The sequence below is a fragment of the Reichenbachiella sp. MSK19-1 genome, assembly GCF_003590315.1.
Classification (GTDB): Bacteria; Bacteroidota; Bacteroidia; order Cytophagales; family Cyclobacteriaceae; genus Reichenbachiella; species Reichenbachiella agariperforans.
The window spans coordinates 100,193-120,727 of the sequence record NZ_MIER01000016.1 but is presented as its reverse complement, the minus strand read 5'-3'; the positions used below and the strand labels follow the sequence as shown (position 1 = coordinate 120,727).

The 20,535-nt window shown below is 43.7% G+C and carries 15 protein-coding genes; 13 read left to right on the top strand and 2 right to left on the bottom strand.

The window, feature by feature from the left end; all coding sequences use genetic code 11:
• Window positions 1–44: 44 nt before the first annotated feature.
• The 5 genes from BGP76_RS13215 (at window position 45) to BGP76_RS13195 (ending at window position 7,303) form a co-directional block, all read left to right on the top strand.
• Window positions 45–692: an MBL fold metallo-hydrolase gene (locus BGP76_RS13215; protein ID WP_073123866.1), complete on the top strand. Its 648-nt coding sequence runs from the start codon at window positions 45–47 to the stop codon at window positions 690–692.
• Window positions 689–1,384 carry a CDP-diacylglycerol--serine O-phosphatidyltransferase gene (gene pssA, locus BGP76_RS13210; protein ID WP_119845056.1) on the top strand — a complete coding sequence of 232 codons (696 nt, stop codon included), beginning with the start codon at window positions 689–691 and terminating at the stop codon, window positions 1,382–1,384. Before BGP76_RS13215 ends, pssA begins: the two co-directional genes overlap by 4 nt.
• A gap of 92 nt (window positions 1,385–1,476) precedes the next feature.
• A complete protein-coding gene (gene porU, locus BGP76_RS13205; protein ID WP_119845055.1) occupies window positions 1,477–4,803 on the top strand; it encodes a type IX secretion system sortase PorU in 3,327 nt (1,108 codons plus the stop codon).
• A 14-nt stretch (window positions 4,804–4,817) separates the two neighbouring features.
• Window positions 4,818–6,035: a type IX secretion system outer membrane channel protein PorV gene (gene porV / locus BGP76_RS13200; RefSeq protein ID WP_073123876.1), complete on the top strand. Its 1,218-nt coding sequence runs from the start codon at window positions 4,818–4,820 to the stop codon at window positions 6,033–6,035.
• Complete coding sequence (locus BGP76_RS13195) at window positions 6,035–7,303, top strand: pitrilysin family protein (protein ID WP_119845054.1); 1,269 nt, start codon at window positions 6,035–6,037, stop codon at window positions 7,301–7,303. The genes porV and BGP76_RS13195 overlap by 1 nt, the downstream gene beginning before the upstream one ends.
• A 1-nt stretch (window position 7,304) precedes the next feature.
• Here the strand turns inward: BGP76_RS13195 and BGP76_RS13190 are convergent, their stop codons facing one another.
• Both BGP76_RS13190 and hemA read right to left on the bottom strand, forming a co-directional pair.
• Window positions 7,305–9,503, bottom strand: a complete 2,199-nt coding sequence (locus BGP76_RS13190) for a WG repeat-containing protein (RefSeq protein ID WP_119845053.1) — start codon at window positions 9,501–9,503, stop codon at window positions 7,305–7,307.
• A 2-nt stretch (window positions 9,504–9,505) separates the two neighbouring features.
• Window positions 9,506–10,780: a glutamyl-tRNA reductase gene (gene hemA / locus BGP76_RS13185; protein ID WP_119845052.1), complete on the bottom strand. Its 1,275-nt coding sequence runs from the start codon at window positions 10,778–10,780 to the stop codon at window positions 9,506–9,508.
• A gap of 213 nt (window positions 10,781–10,993) precedes the next feature.
• On the opposite strand from hemA, the gene guaB reads away from it, so the two are divergent.
• The 8 genes from guaB (at window position 10,994) to BGP76_RS13145 (ending at window position 20,498) form a co-directional block, all read left to right on the top strand.
• Window positions 10,994–12,463 (top strand): IMP dehydrogenase, encoded by a 1,470-nt coding sequence (gene guaB, locus BGP76_RS13180; RefSeq protein WP_073123888.1) that lies wholly within the window; start codon window positions 10,994–10,996, stop codon window positions 12,461–12,463.
• Window positions 12,464–12,669: 206 nt separating this feature from the next.
• Window positions 12,670–14,646, top strand: coding sequence for a GAF domain-containing SpoIIE family protein phosphatase (locus BGP76_RS13175; RefSeq protein ID WP_255416130.1), 1,977 nt, complete (start codon window positions 12,670–12,672; stop codon window positions 14,644–14,646).
• A 1-nt stretch (window position 14,647) separates the two neighbouring features.
• Window positions 14,648–14,989 (top strand): STAS domain-containing protein, encoded by a 342-nt coding sequence (locus BGP76_RS13170; RefSeq protein ID WP_119845050.1) that lies wholly within the window; start codon window positions 14,648–14,650, stop codon window positions 14,987–14,989.
• The gene (locus tag BGP76_RS13165) at window positions 14,989–15,396 is read left to right on the top strand and encodes an ATP-binding protein (protein WP_073123897.1); all 408 of its coding nucleotides are present in this window, start codon (window positions 14,989–14,991) and stop codon (window positions 15,394–15,396) included. Before BGP76_RS13170 ends, BGP76_RS13165 begins: the two co-directional genes overlap by 1 nt.
• A 7-nt stretch (window positions 15,397–15,403) precedes the next feature.
• Window positions 15,404–17,356, top strand: a complete 1,953-nt coding sequence (locus BGP76_RS13160) for a peptidylprolyl isomerase (RefSeq protein WP_158584275.1) — start codon at window positions 15,404–15,406, stop codon at window positions 17,354–17,356.
• A gap of 10 nt (window positions 17,357–17,366) precedes the next feature.
• A complete protein-coding gene (locus BGP76_RS13155; protein ID WP_119845048.1) occupies window positions 17,367–18,203 on the top strand; it encodes a peptidyl-prolyl cis-trans isomerase in 837 nt (278 codons plus the stop codon).
• A complete protein-coding gene (locus BGP76_RS13150) occupies window positions 18,184–19,527 on the top strand; it encodes a peptidylprolyl isomerase (RefSeq protein ID WP_119845047.1) in 1,344 nt (447 codons plus the stop codon). The genes BGP76_RS13155 and BGP76_RS13150 overlap by 20 nt, the downstream gene beginning before the upstream one ends.
• 8 nt (window positions 19,528–19,535) lie before the next feature.
• On the top strand, window positions 19,536–20,498 hold the full coding sequence (locus BGP76_RS13145) for a MoxR family ATPase (protein ID WP_119845046.1): 963 nt from the start codon (window positions 19,536–19,538) through the stop codon (window positions 20,496–20,498).
• The last annotated feature ends 37 nt before the right edge of the window (window positions 20,499–20,535 follow it).

The window sequence follows — 20,535 nt, the reverse complement described above, 5'->3', positions numbered from 1 at the left end:
TTGATCAATATTAGGTCAAATTTGCAGATATATTCCTAATTAATATGATCCAGATACACAATTTCGTTTTTAATCCATTTTATGAAAACACCTACGTCGTATACGATGAAAGCAAGGAAGCTTTGATCATAGATCCTGGGTGCTATGAGGATACTGAAAGGCAAGAACTGACGGAGTTTATAGAGAACGAAGGACTCAAAGTTACCAAACTAATCAACACACACTGTCATGTAGATCACGTGCTGGGCAATGCTTTTGTGAAAAAGAAATACGGAGTGGAACTATACGTACACCCTGAGGACGAAGCTACATTAAGATCCGTCGAGGTGTATGCACCGGCCTATGGTTTTTCGGATTATACCAAAACAGAGCCTGATCAATGGATGAACGAGGGAGATGTAGTCACCTTTGGCACCTCTTCTTTTGAGGTGTTCTTCACACCAGGGCATGCACCTGGTCACGTCGTACTGGTGAATAAGGAACAAAAAATCTGTATCGGTGGCGATGTGTTGTTCGATGGGAGTATTGGTAGAACTGATTTGCCAGGAGGGGACTTTGATACCCTAATTCAAAGCATCAATGAAAAACTTTTTGTTTTGGATGATGAGACCGTGGTGTACTGTGGTCATGGTGGTAGTACGACGATCGGTAAGGAGAAGGCGAGTAATCCATTTTGTGCGGTGAAGAAATGAGACTAAGAAATTTCGTACCCAACTTCCTGACCTGTCTCAATCTCATCTTTGGCTGTCTGGCCTTGATCGAAATATTTGATGGACACTATGATCGTGCAATCTACTATGTGTTTCTATCGGGTGTAGCAGATTTTTTTGATGGGTTTGCGGCGAGGTTGCTCAAGGCGACTTCTAATATCGGAAAAGACTTGGATTCTTTGGCAGACATGGTGTCTTTTGGGGTGGTACCAGCCTTTGTGATGTTCAAGATGATAGAGGAGAATGCAGAGCAGGATTATTTGCCTTATGTTGCATTAATTATTGTAGCATTTTCTGCGCTGCGACTGGCTAAGTTTAACAATGACGAACGACAGAGCGATTCGTTTCATGGCCTGCCTGTTCCTGCCAATGCTTTGTTTTTGTGTGCTTTGCCTTTTTTAGCAAGTGCAGAAGTGTTCCAGAGTACTTTATCTAATCCTTGGGTTTTGGTAGTGATTAGTATCGTCATGGCGAGTTTGCTGGTTACAGACGTGAAACTCTTGGCGTTGAAATTCAAGCATTTTGGCTGGAAGGGCAATGAAGCACGATATTTAATTCTTGGTCTTTCTCTGGTGGGTTTAGCGACATTTCAGGTGATGGCTTTACCTTTTGTGATTGTATTTTACTTCATTGGGTCTATTTTTGTCAATGCAGCTGCGCCCGAAGGGCACTGATTTACAATCATTTGTTGATTATTCCGTTCTGTTTTTTTTAGATCCAAAACTTGATTAAACGTCTTCTTCATATCACTTTTTATCTCCTGACTATGGGAGGCGCATATATGGCTGTAGGCCAGACTCAGTCTGTATTGCGAGCGGGCGATTGGTACAAAATTGCCATCATGCAAGACGGAGCGTATCGAATAGATGCGAATGTCCTCAAAAAACTAGGTATCGATCGATCATCAATCAATCCAGCCAACTTAGCAGTCTATGGCAATGCCGTGAATGGTATTCTGCCACAAGCGAACAGTGCGGATAGACCAGTAGATCTAATCGAAAATGCTACGATGGCTGTAGGGTTAGAGGATGGTAGTTTTGACAAGGACGACTATTTATTGTTTTATGGCAAATCACCACATAGGGTTGATTTTGATCCTGTAACTAGAGATTTTCTTTTCGAAAAAAACATTTATAGTGATAGTTCTTTTTACTTCGTCACAGAGAAAAAGCAAGCGGCCAAGCGTATGGCAACACGACCTGTTGGAACAACGACTGGTACGGTCACCACTGATTATTGGAGAACATCCATTTTCGAAGAAGATTTGGTTAACATTCTGTCCTCTGGGCGAGAATGGTTCGGAGAACGGCTTTCGAATGGGGTGCCTCAAACCACGATTAAACATGACCCGACAGGGTATGTCACTGGCAGCCCGTTGACAGTCTATGTAGGAGTAGTATCCGAAGCGGTTGTGCCGTCAGCTTTTCATTGTGCTCTAGGAGGGGAGACATTGGGGACGATCAATATGACACCTATGTCTGGTGATCAATATGAAACACAGGCGGACATTAGATATGAACGCTACGAGATAGCCAGTCATGTGGAGGATAAATTGGATCTCACTATTGGTTTTGAAATCTCATCTGGCAATGCCAAGGGCTATATAGATTACGGTCATCTGGTGTCTCGACATGTGCTCAACCTAGACCATGGTGTAATGTCTATTTATCCTGAAAACGAGGTGTTGGCAATCTCAGGAGGTGAAACCAACCGCTACGTTTGGGATATTACAGATCCCACTGCTGTACAAGTCCAACAAGCGTTAATAGAAAATGAGAGTCTACGCTTCGAGGCAGTAGCAGGAGTACAGTATTGGGCATTCGACGAATCCCATATAGAAAAGCCGATTGTGGTAGGAGAAGTACCCAATCAAAACTTACATGGGCTAGCTTCGGCCGAAGTACTTTATATAACGAATAGCTCTTTTGAGAAGCAGGCACAACGCTTGGCAGATTTCAGAGCAAGCCACGATGGGCTAGCGACGCAGGTGGTGACGGTAGGGGATATCTACAATGAGTTTTCGTCAGGGCGTCAAGATTTGACTGCCTTACGAGATTTCATCAAGCATCAGTACGATAGCTATGGCACATTAAAGTATGTGACACTACTGGGAGACTGCTCGTATGATTACAAAGATAGAATATCAGATAAAACCAATTGGGTACCTGTCTATGAAGCACGAAACTCTGTACACCCCTTGTATAGTTATTCGTCGGATGATTTTTTGGGATTTATGGAGGATGATGAAGGTGAATGGATCGAAACCTCAGCAGGAGACCATACCCTCGAGCTCGGTATCGGCCGTGTCCCTGTCCGTACGCCGACGGAGCTAGCGCAATATGTAGATAAGGTGATACGCTATGAGACGAGCCGATTTATGTATGGCAACTGGAAAAACAAAGTGGTGTTTTTTGCGGATGATGAAGATGGTAAACGACATCAGCGAGATGCAGACCGTTTAGCAACATTGGTCGATACATCACGGCGAGAGTTCAATATTCGACGAATTTTTCTGGACAGTTATGAGCAGGTTGGAGCGATGGGGGAGCTGGATCAGCGTTCGCCACGGGCTAGCGATGCGTTTCTAGAGGCTTTGACCAAGGGATCGCTGATACTGAACTATGTAGGCCATGGCAATGAACGGGTACTGGCTACAGAGCAGGTATTTACAGTGGACATGGTTGAAAAATTAAGCAACCGACACTTACTGCCCTTTGTCGTCACTGCTACTTGTGCTTTTGGTAACTATGACAACCCAGAAGTTGTGTCTGGTGGAGAGCAAATTCTTTTAGCTCCAGAGGGTGGGGCGATTGCGATGCTAACTTCGACAAGAGATGTATATGCGGATACCAATTACGAGATAAATAAGGCTTTCTATGAAGCACTGAGCCAGAAAGATGGGCAGTATTTCAAACGATTGGGAGACCTGATGAAGGAAACTAAAAACAACAGCTTGGTCGGGTTTGGCAATAGAAACTATGGTTTACTAGGCGATGCGAGCATGCGTTTGGCCTTCCCAGAGTCAGCAGTGGAACTCACTCATATCAACGGTCAGGCATTGGATGACCTAGATAGCCTGAAAGCACTAGGCAATTACACCCTGTCAGGTCAGATAATGACTGCTACCGGTGACCGAGACGAGTTTTTTGAAGGGAAAGTGACGGTGACTTTGTTCGATAAACCTGCACCGTTTACCACGTTGGGAGACGAAGGAGACCCTGCGACCTATCAGGATAGGGATGTGATTTTGTTTCAAGGAGATGCCACGGTGACGAATGGAGCTTTTACGATCGAAACCATTGTCTCTAAAAATATCGATTATGATTTCGGGGAAGGGAAAGTCAGCTTTTATGCGCAGGACTCATTGCGCGCTACCGATGCTCATGGCTATTATAGTGAAGTCATAGTAGGAGGAATTGCGACCGACCCGATAGTTGATCAAGGCGCCCCTGTTATGCACTTGTATATGGGAGACACGGGATTTAAAACTGGTGACCAAGTTGGTGAGAATACGATACTATTGGCGCGTCTCCAAGACATCAGTGGGATCAATACTTCTCGACTAGGGGCTGATGCCAATATCATGATGTACCTGGACGATGAGGAAGGAGTAACACTTAACGCTTATTATACAAGTAGCCTAGATACTTACCAAGAAGGCTGGGTTTTGTATCCGATGAACAACCTCAGTGATGGCAAACATAGCCTCAGGCTAGTGGCTTATGATAATCAAAATAACAAATCAGAAAGCACTGTGACTTTTCAAGTTTCTGATGAGTTAAAAATTTTATTATCGGAGGTTAAAAATTTTCCAAACCCGATGCAGGATCAAACAACATTCAGCTTTTTGCACGATAGATTGGGGGAAGATTTGGATATATCCCTGTCCATCACCAATTTGCAAGGCCAGCAGGTATTGAGGATAGACTATGAGGTGCGAGAAGCACCTACTTTGGTCGAGGACATTGAATGGGATGGCAGTGATGCCAATGGGAATAAAGTGAAAAAAGGAATCTATATTTATAAATTAGTAGTGCAAAGCAATGTAGATGGTGCTAAATCGCAGGTCTACAACAAGATCATTGTTTTGTAATAACCTCAACTGGAATGAAAAATATTAAGATTAATGGAGTAATAATGCTGGTAGGGCTGATGGCTATGCAGTTCCAACTATTTGCACAGTCTGGTGTAGTCAATGGGCAGGATACTACGCGCAGAGTGATCACAACTGCAGTGCCATTTATCGGGTTTGCTCCTGACTCTCGTGCCTCTGGTATGGGAGATGTAGGCGTAGCGACGAGTGCAGATGCCAATAGCGTGCACTGGAACAACGGTAAACTAGCATTTGTAGATAGAAAATTCGGTGCATCAATCTCCTATTCTCCATGGCTGGCGACTATTACCAACGACATGGCGCTGTACTATCTCTCGGGTTACTACAAGATAGATCGTGTACAAGCAGTCGCTGTGTCTATGAGATACTTTGACCTGGGGAGTATTCAGCTGACTGGGGAGTTCGGCGAACCGCTCGGAGTAGATAACCCACGAGAAGGCGCGGTAGATGCTACTTACTCTAGAAAATTGAGTGAAAATCTAGGTATCGGAGTGACAGCTAGATATATCTGGTCCAACCTTATCGGTAGTATCTCAGGAGTGAGTCAAAAAGGATCGAGTGTGGCTGTAGATATCGGGACCTACTACAACAAGGACATTCACCTCGGGAGTACCAATGCCAACTGGGCACTGGGAGCGCATGTGTCTAACATTGGCCAGAAAGTAACCTACAGTACCGATGAGTTCAAAGATTTTATCCCAATCAATCTAAGACTTGGTACAGCTCTGAAGCTAGAGTTAGACCCATTCAATAGCCTGACTTTTGCCGTAGATTTCAACAAACTACTGGTACCTACTCCTCCTGTATATGAATTTGATGAGGATGGTGATCCTGTATATAATGCTGATGGTACCCGAAAATTAAAAAGTGGTAAAGATCCGAATAGAAACTTGATTAGCGGGATGTTTGGTTCTTTCTCAGATGCACCTGAGCCTACCTTTGAGGAAGAGATGCAGGAGATCATGATCTCTTTCGGAGCGGAGTATTGGTACAAAGAGCTGTTCGCGGCACGTACGGGCTATTTCTATGAGAATGATGCCAAGGGAGGACGAAAATATTTTACATTGGGTGTTGGCTTTAGGTATCAGAAATTTGGGATAGATTTCTCTTATTTGATTCCAGGTAAGCAAGATCACCCATTGGCAGAGACGATTAGATTCTCGCTGTTGTTCAATTTTGACAAAGAAGATAGCAAAGAGGATCTCAATTAATGCTCGATCGATCAATAGCCCCACAAGCGGGCGAAATACGCTACTCTCCGATACAAGAAGCGGAAGAGTCGCGTTTAAAAAACAACATTCCATTATTTACCATCAATGCAGGTCTGCAACCCGTTTTCAAACTGGAGCTGCAGGTACTCGCAGGGATTTGGTATGAGCCCAAGCAGGCGATCTCTTGGCTCACTGCTAAGATGTTGCTGGAGGGCACTAAGATACGGTCAGGCCGAGATATTTCTTCGTCTTTTGATCGGTTAGGCGCTTTTATCGAGGTGTCAGCTGGCTTTGACGATATTTCTATCGCAGTTTTTGGCGTCACCAAAACCTTTGACGAAGTGGTCGCGCTGTTGATGGAGGTGCTGTACGAATCAGTATTCCCTCAGGAATCTATCGATAGATTGAAATCTCTGAGGAAAGATCAACTCCGACTCAACGATCAAAAGAATGACATGTACGCTTCTAAAAAGATGCGTGAGGTTCTTTATGGACTCGATTATCCTTATGGTCGTGCATTGCAGATGGAGCAGATCGATGCTTTGACGAGGGAGGATGTGGTGGATTACTACGAGAACTATTTGTTTAATCAGCCGCGTATTTATCTATCAGGTCAGATCGATTCGTCGATGTTGGCTGCTGTAAAAGCTAATTTCTCCAATATCAAAACCTTAGATCGAGGCGAGCTGCGATATGAACGAAAAAGCACGCAGCATGACTGCTATGTCGAGCGCCCAGATAGCTTACAGACTTCTATTCGTCTAGCGTGGGATATCCCAAACAAAGGGACGGATGGCTACTTTGATTATCTGCTGGCTAACACCTTTTTGGGGGGCTATTTTGGGTCTCGCCTGATGAAAAATATCCGTGAAGAAAAAGGTTATACCTATGGGATCAGTTCCTACCCCATTCATTTAGATCATGGTTCTTTCGGGGTGATTTCTACGGATGTGAAAGCAGAACATGCGCAGGATACCTTAGACGAAATCAAAAAGGAAATCGATGCACTACAGCAACATGGGGTAAGTGATGAGGAGATCGAAGCAGTAAGCAACTATCTCGCAGGTACTTTTCTAGCAGGGATCAATACCCCGTTCCAGTTGATGAAGATGTTTCAAAAGGTGAGTGATTTTGGACTTGGGTATGATTACTACGAATCTTACTTTGAGGCCTTGAAAGCTATCCAGTCAGAGGATATTCGGGCAGCAGTGGGGCGTTACTTTGACATGGACAAGGTATATACTGCCATTGTTGGGTTGAAAAAATAATCTACTTCACGATTTTCTTGCAGACATATTGTCCATATTTCAATTCGTAGATTTCATCGTACTTTAGAGGAATTGTATAAAGTCCATTGGTATTCATCAGCCCTGCTTTTGCTCTACGCGATACGATGAAATAGCCATCACTACTCTCTGAGATCAGGTCATAGGAAGGGCTAAGTATTTTGTTTCCATGACTGTCATATAAGCCATATTTTTGATTTGACGCTACGATGAACATACCACGAGGAGTCTTTGTGATTTGGTCATAGTTGATGTCTATGGCTATCTCACCATCTATACCGTACGCGCCATATTTTTCATCTCTTTTTACAATAGCCATGTGATCAACAAAGTGAGAGACACTGTCCAGGTTAGGCTGTATGATTAGCTCTTCTTTTTTGTCTACATAGCCCCAGTGACCGTGTAACCGGACAGGGCATAAGCCCTCCTGAAAATGCCCAACACTGTCATAGCGATTGGCGATGCGCAGTTGCTGATCAAAATCAATAAAACCGTATTGATTGTCTTTTTGGATAGAGAGAAAACCTTCTGAGATGTCTGAGATAGCTTGGTAGTCGTCTGTGAAAGGGATCAAAAAAGACCCGTCTTTGAAAGAAACGGCTATTTGGTTCCGCTTTTGAATAATGATAAAACGGTCTCTGATGAGTGGCGAAATCATGTCATATTTTGGGTAGAATAGTATACGGCCATTGTGATCGATAAGGCCGACTTGCCCTGATTCGGTTTTTTCCAGATAGCCCAGTTGGTGAGGTGTCAGTTGATTGTAGGTTTGGAAGAGTGCCGCACCATTCTTGTTGAGGATGTCTGTTCTGGAGCGTTGTTTGACGCGCGCAGTATTGTCGTGATTTATCCAGATGGAATCATAAGAGGCTTCTCCCACGACTTCTCCGAATTGATTGATGACGTTGTTGTAACCTAAGTAGTTGACCGCAGCTATTTCTTGGAAGAATGGGCTGACAGCTTCATACTTGTAGTTGATGGCTACCTCACCAGATAAGTCCAGATAGCCCCAGTAGCCATTTCTTTTGACAGGAATCAGGTTGTTGCTTTCGGTCTGAATACCATCATAGCTTTTGCCATTGAGTTCACGACCAAAGGAATTGTAGACCTTCCAATGCTTGTCGGTATATCCATAGAGATAATGTTTGTCAATTTTGACACTGTCAAAATTGACAGTTCTAAAGACAGTTTTTCCGGATGGAATCAATGTAGTCGTCTTATAATTGGTGATGACTAGGTGGCTTTTGAAAGCGTCAATTTTCGTAGGAAGAAGCCCACGGTAAACTGTCTCTTTGTTTTGATTGATGATCTCAGCCCAGCCATTGGTACAGATGGCTAAGAACCGATCTCTAATCATAAAAATAGAGTCCGCAGACCAGCTGCCGTTTAGTTGGTCTTCTGATGTTTTGATGTCGAATTGATCGAAGGGTATTGTCGTCTGGTCGCTGGTTATTGCTTTGTATTTGGGCTGATGGATGTACTGGCCTTGAGCGGAAATTAATCCGACTTTTCCGGTCTTGTACACGAGGGCATAGTCTCCAGAATAGGGCGCGATGCTATCGAGGCTTGGTGTGAGTACAATTTCCCCCGTCGTACGTACAAGCCCGTGCTGGTTTAGCGTATCTGTGAACTGAAACATACCATGGTCTAGGTATTGTATCGTTCGATAACTTTTGGGGAGGATTTCTTTATTGGTTTGGGTGTACAGGCCGCTGTAGCGTTTGTGTTTGATTTTTTCTGAGACTATGATGTGATCATGGTCTAGTTTGATCGTTTGGTTTTTGAAGCTGATGATTGTCTGCCCGTTGGCGTTGATTGTTCCGTATAGGAGGAGGTTAGAGAACTTTCCTTTGATAGATGCGATGATCAGGCTACCATGCACGGCTTCTAGGCTGTAGTATTTTGGAGTGGTGACGACTTTTCCTTTGACTGTGACTAGTCCCCATGCTGTACCGTCGTAGTAGCCAATGACACCTTTGACGGGATATTGAAAGCCTGATGACCAACCAAGCTTTTGATACTTTGGTGTGATGAGGGTTTCTCCATTTTTATCTTTGAGCCCCACACGTTCATTTTCTTCAAAATAGGAATAATTGCCCTGAGCGAATGAGGGTAAAGTGTAGGTTAGAAGAAAACATAGCAATAGAGTGGTAGCACTACCACTGCGAATCAGTTTCCTCACGCTTACTTTTTAAGTTGTTCTTCTTGTTTCTCGAGGTTGAATAGGTCGTTGAGCACTTCGATCAATGAATCGGCCTCTCCTCTTTTGCATGCGGCTTTGAGTTGAAGGACTGGGAGTTTGATGATTTTTTGCATCATGCTCTTGGTTACCTTATCTACCAATTCAGATTCTTCTGGACTGATTTTTTTGAGGTGACGAGCGATTTCGTTTTTGCGAATATCTTCTAATGCGTTTTTTAATTTATTGATCACGGGAGAAACTTCCATCTCTTGTGTCCAACTGCCAAACTCAGTGATGGCTTCATTGATAATGCTTTTTACATCCGGGATAGCCGCAATTCGTTTTTCTAGGGCCTTGGATGCTTTCGCTTGTATGTTGTCAATGTTGTAGAGCAAAAGCCCATTGACAGATTCGATATCTTTTTCGATGCTTCTCGGTACCGAGAGATCAAATAGATATTTGTGACTCATTACTTTGTTGGTTGCAAAGAGAGACTTGTGAATGATGGGTTCATCAGTAGTGACGGAAGAGATGATAATATCGGCTTCAGCCACAGCACTTTTATATTGCGCAAAGTCAATCACTTGATAGCCGAGTTCGTCAGCGAGTGCTTGTGCTTTTTCGATGCTTCTGTTGCAGACGAAGACTTCTTTGCTGGCAATGTTCTCGAGGTTTCTCGCGACATCTTCTCCGATCTCACCGAGACCGAGTACGAGTATTTTAGGGGTTTGAATGCCCGTGGTGAGCTCACTGATCAGGTCTACTGTAGCATAAGATACAGAAGCTGCTCCATCTCTAAAGGCAGTTTCTTGCACGACTCTCTTATTGGTAAAGAAGATGGTGTGCAGCAATCTATGGATGAACGGGCCTGCCATGTTTTCGTCCGCAGACCATTGATAGGCATTCTTGACCTGATTGATGATTTGGAGATCCCCAATCACCTGTGCTTCTAGTCCAATGGATACATTGAACAAATGAAGGACAGCATCTTCATGTTTTGCGAAACTAAAAAAGTACTGGGCGTAGTTTTGTGTCTCTTCTATGCCCTTGGCTATGCCGATGAGCTTGAGAATTGTATCAAATTGGTCAGTAGGTGAGGAGTAGAAAATCTCCGTACGATTGCACGTCGACAGGACAATGGCTTCTGAAATCTCCGAATAGTCATTCAAAAGATTCAAGAAGGCCTTGATTGCCTTTTGATCCATAGAAAATAACTCCCGCGTCTCTAAGGGGGTTTTCTTATAAGATAATCCTACTGCTTTAAATTGATTGTGCATATATCACTCACTCTCCAAGAGGCAAAATTAAGTCAAAATGATAATTATTAATGTCAAAGAGCTGTCACGACTATTATTTATAATCATTACAAATTGATTATTGTGGGTATTGGAATTTATTCCATGTTTTTATTGAAAATATTGTGAAGAAGGTGATGAAAATCATGCTTTAGACCATAGTTTTGCACGGCAAATAAAAACACTTATTTGCCCATGCATTTCGACAGTTCTAAACTCGTTTTCGAGGCGCTCACATATGATGATGTGCTTCTTCTCCCAGGATATTCGGAGGTCTTACCAAGAGATACTGATACTAGTACTTATTTGACGAAGAATATCAAATTAAACATTCCTTTAGTGTCTGCCGCGATGGATACTGTCACGGATTCCGCTTTGGCTATTTCGATGGCTTTAGAAGGCGGTATTGGTATCATTCACAAAAACATGACGATTGAGCAACAGGCTGCTCAGGTGCGCAAGGTCAAGCGATCGCAGAGTGGTATGATCCTCGATCCAGTCACTTTACCAGAGACTGCTACGATCGGTGATGCATTGGCTTGTATGAAAGAATACAAAATCGGTGGGATTCCTGTTATTGATACAGATCGTAAATTGATCGGAATCGTGACCAACCGTGATTTGCGTTTCCAAAAGAACCCAAAGCTCAGCGTGAGAGAGGTTATGACCAGTGAAAATGTCATCACTGCCAATGACGGAGTGGGGCTTAAAGGAGCTGAGGCTATCCTGCAAGAGCACAAAATCGAAAAATTACCTATCGTCAATGACAAAGGGGTCTTAACAGGACTTATTACTTACAAGGATATACTGAAGAACATCGACAAGCCAATGGCTTGTAAGGATGAGTTTGGTAGACTGAGAGTAGGTGCAGCGGTAGGTGTCACGCCAGATATCGAACAAAGAGTAGAGAAGCTGCTCGAAGCAGGCGTAGATGTAGTATCGATCGATACTGCACATGGACACTCGAAAGGAGTGATTGATACCTGTAAACGTATCAAAAGTAAATTTCCAAAACTAGACGTGATCGTGGGTAATATTGCCACTGCAGAGGCGGCAGTCGCGCTAGCAGATGCTGGAGCAGATGCTATCAAAGTGGGGGTAGGACCAGGTAGTATCTGTACCACGCGTATCATCGCAGGAGTAGGAATGCCACAGTTATCAGCGGTCTATGAAGCAGCCAAAGCACTCGAAGGAAGAGATGTGCCGATCATCGCTGATGGCGGTATCAGATTCTCTGGAGATTTTGTCAAGGCGATCGCAGCAGGAGCCAACTGTATTATGATTGGTTCGTTGCTAGGAGGTACTGAAGAGGCACCAGGAGAAGTAATCATCTACGAAGGAAGAAAATTCAAGACCTACAGAGGTATGGGGTCTGTCGAGGCGATGGAGGATGGTTCTAAGGATCGTTATTTCCAAGATGCTGAAGATGATATTAAGAAATTAGTCCCAGAAGGGATCGTAGGACGAGTGCCATACAAAGGCATGGTAGCTGAGGTGCTTTATCAACTTACAGGAGGTTTGAAAGCAGGTATGGGTTACTGTGGAGCAGGCAATGTCGAGGCGCTTAAAGCAGCGCGCTTTGTGAAAGTGACAGGTGCTGGGATGGCTGAGTCTCATCCACATGATATTCAAATCACGCGAGAAGCACCTAACTATTCTCGATAGGAAGAAGATGCGTTAACAATTTTTTTGAAGGCCTTGTTAGATCATATCTATCAAGGCCTTTGTTGTTTTAGGCAGGGCGAGAATTTCACTTTTATTGCTAAATTGCCCCGAATTGATAAAAAGCGTATATGCTATCCCAAAAAGGCATAATTAGACTTAGTGTAATATTCGGATCTGTCTTTTGGTCGCTATTGACAATAGTCGACATGATGACGCTATTCAGTCAGGAGAACAATATTGAGTTTGGATTGCCAGGTTTTGTGGCCAATCTGCTACTGACTTTTTTTATCATATCAGTACTGACCTTCTACCGTTATAATATAGGGAAAGCCGAGAGTGTAAACTTCGTGGAGTTACTCTGGCGGGTTTTTGTTTTTGGTCTGATTGCTACCTTGGTCACTCTGATGATAGAGTTTTTCTTCTCTATATTCGGCGCGCATAAATTCGCACAGAACCTGCTTATCATCAACCTATTCTATCATGTGATTCTAGGCTTGGTCATTGGGTTTTTGATCTCTACCTATGTGGTGTGGAAGCGTCTGATTCTGTATCAGAAATCCAAATCTCTACTGGCGGCATGGCAGATATTCGAATATGCGCTGATGATGACGTTGATCTTTGATTTGTTTTCGCATGACTATCAGGATACTTCGTTTTTAGTGCTGTATTCTATCTTGGCGTTGATTGGCATTGTGCTTTCTTTTAATCTGAAGTGGATCGCTTATCTCAACTTTAAACAGAAGTGGAGGAGCTTGCTTTTCATTTTTTTGGTGGTAATCTATATCTGGTATTTCTTCAAATCCCTGATGTCTTATTCTGAGCAGACAGTACTGGTGAGGGACTTGCTAGACAGTGTTTACATCCTAGCCGTGATCACTTTCATAGTAGTATATTCATTGATTTCATTTTTAGTGATCCTGTTCAACTTACCGACTACTTCTGTTTTTGAACGAAAGATCAAGGAGGCTGTCAATTTTCAGCGACTCAGCCAGTCTATACCTGCTGGTGAGAGCGAAGAGAAAGTATATGAAATCTTGCTGGATAGTGCGGTGAGCGCGGTGTTCTCTGATGCTGCTTGGTTGGAGATACATGATGAGGAAGACGATGTAGAGTTGACGCTCACCTACAATCTTCAAAAGAAGGAAATCAAAGACATAGAAAAGGCATTTGAAAAGAGTCGATTCAAGAAAGTGCTGAACTCGGAGTTTGAAAAAAACACCGTTTACCCCAAGATCTCTGCTAATATTAAGAACACCCTGAGCCGATCGGTTCTATATTTTCCTGTTTTGATCAAAAATAGGAAAATAGGCAGTCTCGTCCTGCTCAAGCAGGTGGATGATGGGTTTAACAAGGAGATGGTAGATATCATCGACACTTTTGTGAACCAAGCGAGCATTTCGATCGAGAATTTCAGGTTGCTCAATGAGGCCATCGTGACAGAGCGTTACAAAGAAGAGTTGGATATTGCTAACCGAGTGCAGAGCAAGTTGCTCCCAGGTGATCTGGTGTCTACCGAGGCATTTGATATACATGCCTTCACGGTAGCTGCTGATGAGGTGGGAGGTGATTATTACGACTATTTCCAGCTGGACGACCACCGCACTGCGTTGATCATTGGTGACGTGTCGGGGAAGGGGACCTCTGCTGCTTTTAACATGGCACAGATGAAGGGGATTTTTCAAAGTTTGGTGCAGTTGGATTTAGACCCGAAGGATTTTTTGATCCATGCCAATAGCGCACTGAGTCGCTGCTTGGAGACTACTTCCTTTATTACAGTCTCATATTTTGTGATCGATAGTAATGAGCAGCGGATCAATTTTGCTCGTGCAGGACATTGCCCCTCATTGTTCTATAGAACCGACACCCAGACGTCAGATTTTTTCAAGAACAAAGGCTTGGGACTGGGTATATTAAGAAACTCTAATTTTCATAAATACGTACAAGTCAATGATTTCGAGTATCAACCGGACGATGTACTGGTGCTCTACACTGATGGTGTGACGGAAGCTTGCAATGCCAGCAAAGAACAGTTTGGTATGGATAGATTGCTTGCGGCGTTGACACGATATGCAGACCAACAACCTCAAGAAATACAGAAAGGAATAATAGATGAGCTATACGAGTTCTGCGGCAAGCGTTCGTTGGACGATGATTATACGTTGGTGATTCTAAAATTTAAATGATATGGTAAATATAGAGAAGCAGATAGATGAGCAGACGGGACACTATGAGATCATAGTGACAGGAGAGGTGGATGCTTCTTCGTCCATTCATTTGGATGAGGCGCTCACCACGGCTATGACTGAGAGCAAACACATCTTAGTCGATCTACGAGGTTTGGATTATATTTCGTCGGCAGGCTTAGGCGTATTTATGTCTAACATTCAAGAGATAGAAGCTGAAGGGATTCGTTTCGTGTTGTTTGGAATGAAAGAAAAAGTATTCGAAGTGTTTGAGATACTTGGTTTGGATCAATTGTTAGTGATTAAAAAAGATAAAGAAGAAGCCTTGGAGGCGGTTAAATAATGCACCAGTTCAAGACATCATGTGCTAAGGAGAAACTCAAAGAGATCCGTGCTTTCGTAGCGGAGACGCTGGGCAATATGGGGGTTTCCGAAAATGAATGCCACAAGATTATTTTGGCGGTAGATGAGGTCTGTGCCAACCTCATTATACATTCAAACCAATGCGATGCATCCGAAAAGCTGGAGCTTTTTGTAGAGGATCATGGAGACCACTGTGTGATATTTGAGATCATAGACCATGGCAAAGGCTTTGTCTATGACAGCTACAAAGAGCCAGATTTAGAGGAGATTATTCGTTCTCGAAAGAAGGGAGGGTTAGGGATCATGCTCGTTAGAAATATAATGGACAAAGTGGAGTTCAAAATAGAAAAGAATCGTAACATTTGTCGAATGATGAAGAAATTCTAAAATGACAATGAAGTTAAAATCTGTAATTACCCTTTTACTCTCCCTTACCTTTTTTTATACCCAAGCCCAGACCGATAGCAATCTGCTGTCCAAAGACCTGTTTCGTCTCGGTGATCAAAACTATGATCTGGGAACTTTCGAGTATTATTTTTTGAAAAATGCTGAACCACCTAGCGCGGATAGTGCAGAGTACAAGGTGGAGGAGTATTTGGATCTCTATGTCAAATTTAGACTGAAAGTACAGGAAGCTCAAGGGCTCGGTATGGATCAGAGCCCAGCCTTCATACAAGAACTCGAAGGATACAAAAAGCAGTTGGTAGAACCCTACTTGATTGCTACCCAATACAACCAAAATCTATTAGAAGAAGCATACGATCGGTTGCAGTCAGAGGTGTCAGCTGCTCACATTCTGCTCAAAGTAGACGAAAATGCATTGCCATCCGATACTTTAGCGGTCTACAACCGCCTTTTAGGGATTAAGGCAGAGATCGCAGCGGGTGCGGACTTTGCAACTATGGCAACCAAGTATTCCGAAGATCCCAGTGCAAAGATGAATCAGGGCAACTTGGGTTATTTTTCTGTGCTACAGATGGTTTATCCATTCGAAAATGCTGCTTATAACAACCCGGTAGGCACAGTCGTGGGGCCAATCAAAACCCAGTTTGGGTATCACTTACTAGAGGTCATCGACAAGCGTCCTGCTAGAGGGCAAGTCAAAGTAGCGCATATTATGATTCGTCATCAGCAGGATAGTGCATCGGATAGGGCAGAGCGAAAGATCGACTCGATCTATGAGAATCTAAAGGAAGGAAAGGACTGGAATGAGCAGTGCAAGATGTACTCCGAGGACAAGAGTTCAGCTAACAATAATGGTGAGATGCGATGGTTCGGGACGGGGGCTTTGGTGCCGGAGTTTGAGGATGCGGCATTTGCGTTACAGAACCCAGGAGACATGAGTGAGCCAGTGGAGACGCGGTTTGGGTGGCATATCATAATGCTGCTGGAGAAAAAGCCTGTTGGGAGTTTCGAGGACATGCAGGCAGAATTAGAGCAGCGTGTCAAGCGGGATAGCAGATCAAAAGCGACACAATCTGTGGTGATCACTACGCTCAAAAAAGAACATACCTATCAGTTGGATTCAGTGGTTTGGCGGGAGGCGCTATCTGCTATGGATTCTACTGTGAAGATGGGACAGTGGAGTTACGACACGACGAGTACAACGCTTGCCAATGCGCTCTTTACGCTGGAAGATCAGGAATACACTGTTGGAGACTTTTATGCTTTTGCGGAGGAGAATCAACGAAACAGACAGTCTGCAGATTTGGAAGCGTATAAGCGACAGCTCTACCAACGCTTCGAGACCAAACATATTTTGGATGCAGAGATGCTTTTTGTCGAGCAGAACAATGTGGAGTATCAGCGGATTTTGGATGAATACAGGAGCGGTATTTTGCTGTTTAACCTGATGGAGAAGGAGGTCTGGCAAAAAGCATTGACGGATAGTGTAGGGCTACAGGACTATTATGAATTCAACAAGGATGCCTATGTATCGGAGGAGTTTCTACAGGTACGGAAATTGACCGCAGAGGACAAAGCGGTTTTGGATAGTGCGAGCAGTTACCTGAGCTTTTCAAATTCCCAGTTGGATAGTCTATTCAATTCCCAAGAAGCTTTAGCTTTGCAAATTGATGATTTGAAAATTAAGAAAGGAGAAGTTGATTTCCTTGATCAAAACTGGACGGTGGGCAATCACCACCAATCTACGGAGGATTATCACATCCTATGGGTGGTCAGCAAAGTGATTCCTGCTGCACAGCGACCATTGGACAGTGTGAGAGGTCTCGTGATTTCAGATTATCAAATGGAACTAGAGCAAGTATGGATTGCGCAATTGCGCAAAAAGTACCCATATAAGCTGAACAAAAAAGTACTGAAGAGTTTTGTTAAAACATTCAATTAATATTGCCCTATTGCTGAGTCTAGTCTTATCTGGCTGTGAGAAACTCTATGCTCCGTTAGAACCAGTTGTCGAAGAGGACAAGAAGGCCATAGCTCGCGTCAATGAGGTGTACCTGTATGAAGATGATATCGAAGGGTTGACAGGCTCAGGGAGTACTGATAGTGCTCAGATCATTCAGAAGTACGTTGATTCGTGGATTAGAAAGCAATTAACAATTTCACGCGCTTCGCAAGAGATCGATTTTGATGAGGCGAATATCGAACGCAAAGTACTAGACTATCGCTATGCACTGATGGTTCATGAGTTTGAAAAGTACTACGTGAACCAGCGTTTGGAGAAGAACATCTCAGAAGATGAAATCAAGACCTATTACGACGATAAGTTTGAAAATTTTATTCTCCGACAAAACATCATCAGGTGCCTTTATGCGGTAGTACCTGCCGAAGCGCCTCAGATGGATAATTTTCGCAAGCTGATTCGCTCCTACCCTAATTCTGACCTAGAAGAGATCCAATCTTATTGTTATCGGTTTGCCTCTCAGTCTTCGCTGGAGACGGAGCTGTGGCTCAATTTCGATGAAGTGATCGCTAGCACACCCTTTGCCAATGTGCAGGACAAAGTCACCTTTTTAAAAAACAATAGCTACATAGAGAGCTCGGATGAATCCAACTATTACTTCATACGCTTGCTTGATTATAAAATTTCCAATCAAATTTCTCCATTGGAATACATCCATGATAACATAGAAAGCATTCTAATCAATAAGAAGAAGGTCGAACTGAGGAGACAGCTAGAGGAGGACCTATTAAAGAACGCAAAAGAGAACAATGAATTCGAAATATATTAAGGCAAGTCTGATCGTGTTGCTACTGACCTGTTCGGTAGCGATGGGACAAAAGGCAGACAAGGGAGTAGTGATAGACAAGATCATCGCCAAGGTGGATGATTATATTGTGCTCAAGTCTGAGTTGGAAAAAGGCTATATGGAGTTCATGTCCAGAGGGGAGATTACCCAGGGAGATGTGAAGTGTCAGATATTAGAGAGCCTCGTGATCAATAAACTCATGGTAGCCAAAGCGGAACTCGATTCGGTGGAGGTGATGGACATACAGGTAGAGCAGAATCTGGATCAGCGGATGTCTTATTTTATCCAGCAGATCGGTTCCGAAGAAAAGCTAGAAGAAGTCTACGGTAAGACAGTGGCTCAGTTTAGAGAGGAACTCTTTGATCAGATCAAAGAGCAGATGATTGTACAAAAGATGCAGGGTCTCATCAGTGCGGATGTCAGTATTACTCCTTCGGAGGTTAAGAGTTTCTTTAAGAAGATCCCATCGGATAGTTTGCCGTATTTTTCTACCGAAGTGACGATTGGCCACTTGGTTAAAATCCCTGAGCCTAATGACAAGGTGAAAGATCAAATCCGACTGGAACTTCTAGAGTTCAAGGATCAAATTGAAAATGGGATGGATTTTGGGGTACTGGCAAGTAAGTACTCGATGGACCCAGGGTCGGCGCGTCAGGGAGGCGAGTTAGGTTTCTTTAACCGTGGCGAACTCGCGCCAGAGTTCGAAGCAGCAGCTTTAGGCATGAAGCCAGGAGAAATTTCCGAGCCAGTAGAGACCCAGTTTGGGTTTCACTTGATTCAGCTCATCGAGCGCCGAGGAAATCGGTACAACTCCAGACACATTTTGCTGATCCCCAAAGCAACACAGTCAGATATTCAGGAGAGCAAGGACTTTTTGGATAGCTTGAGAACGAGTATTGTCAGAGACAGTATGCGATTCGATATATTGGCCAAGGAGCACTCAGATGACAAGCAGACCAGTGGTAACGGGGGGTATTTTAGTGATGCAGATGGTGCCATGCGTATCTCTGTGGAGGAGCTAGATCCTACGATGTTTTTCACCATCGACACGATGAAAGTCGGCGAGGTGTCCAAACCTTTCGAGTATAAGATGCCTGATGGCAAAGCTGCCGTTAGAATTGTATATTACAGAGCAAAAATACCACCCCACCAAGCGAATCTTTTGGATGACTATCAGAAGATCAGGTCGGCAGCACTTGCTAACAAGCGCAACGGTATCATGTCTGACTGGTTCAAAGGTGCGCAAGGCGAGGTATACATCAACATAGACGAAGAGTACGATTATTGTCGTATCCTGCTAGATTAAGAAATCATATGACCGAATTCAAAAATGAAGTAGAAGCAGCGGACGCCTTGCACAAGGCTTACACTGATCTCAAAGCGGAAATTTCTAAAGTAATCATCGGACAAGATGATGTCGTGAAACTACTGTTGACGGCTATATTCTGTCAGGGGCACTCTTTGTTGGTAGGGGTGCCAGGACTGGCCAAAACGCTTTTGATCAAAACGATTTCTTCGGCACTTCATTTAGATTTTAGTCGTATTCAGTTCACACCTGACCTAATGCCGTCGGATATTTTGGGAGCGGAGACTTTGGACAAAGACCGAAACTTTAAATTTATCAAAGGGCCTATCTTCTCGAATATCGTGCTCGCTGATGAGATCAACCGTACGCCACCTAAGACGCAGGCGGCATTGCTGGAGTCGATGCAAGAGTATTCGGCGACTGTCGGAGGAAAGAAATGGGAATTAGAAAAACCATTTTTTGTACTCGCGACACAGAACCCAATAGAGCAAGAGGGGACTTATCCGCTACCCGAAGCGCAGCTTGATCGATTCATGTTCATGGTGACGCTAGATTATCCGTCTTTTGCGTCCGAAGTAGATATCGTCAAGCAAAAGATAAATGTGTCGGAAGGAGTGAAACCAGTATTGAATGGAGAGCAAATCATCGCTTTTCAGCAGTTGGTGAACGACGTGCCTGTGGCAGACAATGTGGTAGAGTATGCCGTAGACCTAGTGCATAAGACACGTCCTACCTCTGATCGTGCTACAGATGTGACCAAATCTTATCTAGAGTGGGGAGCTGGACCTAGAGCATCACAGTTCCTCATCAAAGCTGCCAAATGCAATGCGCTACTAAGTGGTAAATATTCACCGGATATCGAAGATGTCAAGGCTATCGCCGAACCTGTGCTGCGTCACCGTATTGTGCGCAACTTCAAAGCGGAGGCAGAAGGCATGTCCATGACCAAAATCATACAAGCGTTATTATAGGTCGCATTTAGATGATCTTTGATAGGAGTCTTCGTTT

Coding starts and splice junctions, on each gene's coding strand:
- guaB (WP_073123888.1), top strand. CDS start 10,994: ATGCATTTCGACAGTTCTAAACTCGTTTTCGAGGCGCTCACATATGAT.
- BGP76_RS13215 (WP_073123866.1), top strand. CDS start 45: ATGATCCAGATACACAATTTCGTTTTTAATCCATTTTATGAAAACACC.
- porU (WP_119845055.1), top strand. CDS start 1,477: ATGGGAGGCGCATATATGGCTGTAGGCCAGACTCAGTCTGTATTGCGA.
- BGP76_RS13195 (WP_119845054.1), top strand. CDS start 6,035: ATGCTCGATCGATCAATAGCCCCACAAGCGGGCGAAATACGCTACTCT.
- BGP76_RS13145 (WP_119845046.1), top strand. CDS start 19,536: ATGACCGAATTCAAAAATGAAGTAGAAGCAGCGGACGCCTTGCACAAG.
- hemA (WP_119845052.1), bottom strand. CDS start 10,780: ATGCACAATCAATTTAAAGCAGTAGGATTATCTTATAAGAAAACCCCC.
- pssA (WP_119845056.1), top strand. CDS start 689: ATGAGACTAAGAAATTTCGTACCCAACTTCCTGACCTGTCTCAATCTC.
- porV (WP_073123876.1), top strand. CDS start 4,818: ATGAAAAATATTAAGATTAATGGAGTAATAATGCTGGTAGGGCTGATG.
- BGP76_RS13160 (WP_158584275.1), top strand. CDS start 15,404: ATGAAGTTAAAATCTGTAATTACCCTTTTACTCTCCCTTACCTTTTTT.
- BGP76_RS13170 (WP_119845050.1), top strand. CDS start 14,648: ATGGTAAATATAGAGAAGCAGATAGATGAGCAGACGGGACACTATGAG.
- BGP76_RS13165 (WP_073123897.1), top strand. CDS start 14,989: ATGCACCAGTTCAAGACATCATGTGCTAAGGAGAAACTCAAAGAGATC.
- BGP76_RS13150 (WP_119845047.1), top strand. CDS start 18,184: ATGAATTCGAAATATATTAAGGCAAGTCTGATCGTGTTGCTACTGACC.
- BGP76_RS13175 (WP_255416130.1), top strand. CDS start 12,670: ATGATGACGCTATTCAGTCAGGAGAACAATATTGAGTTTGGATTGCCA.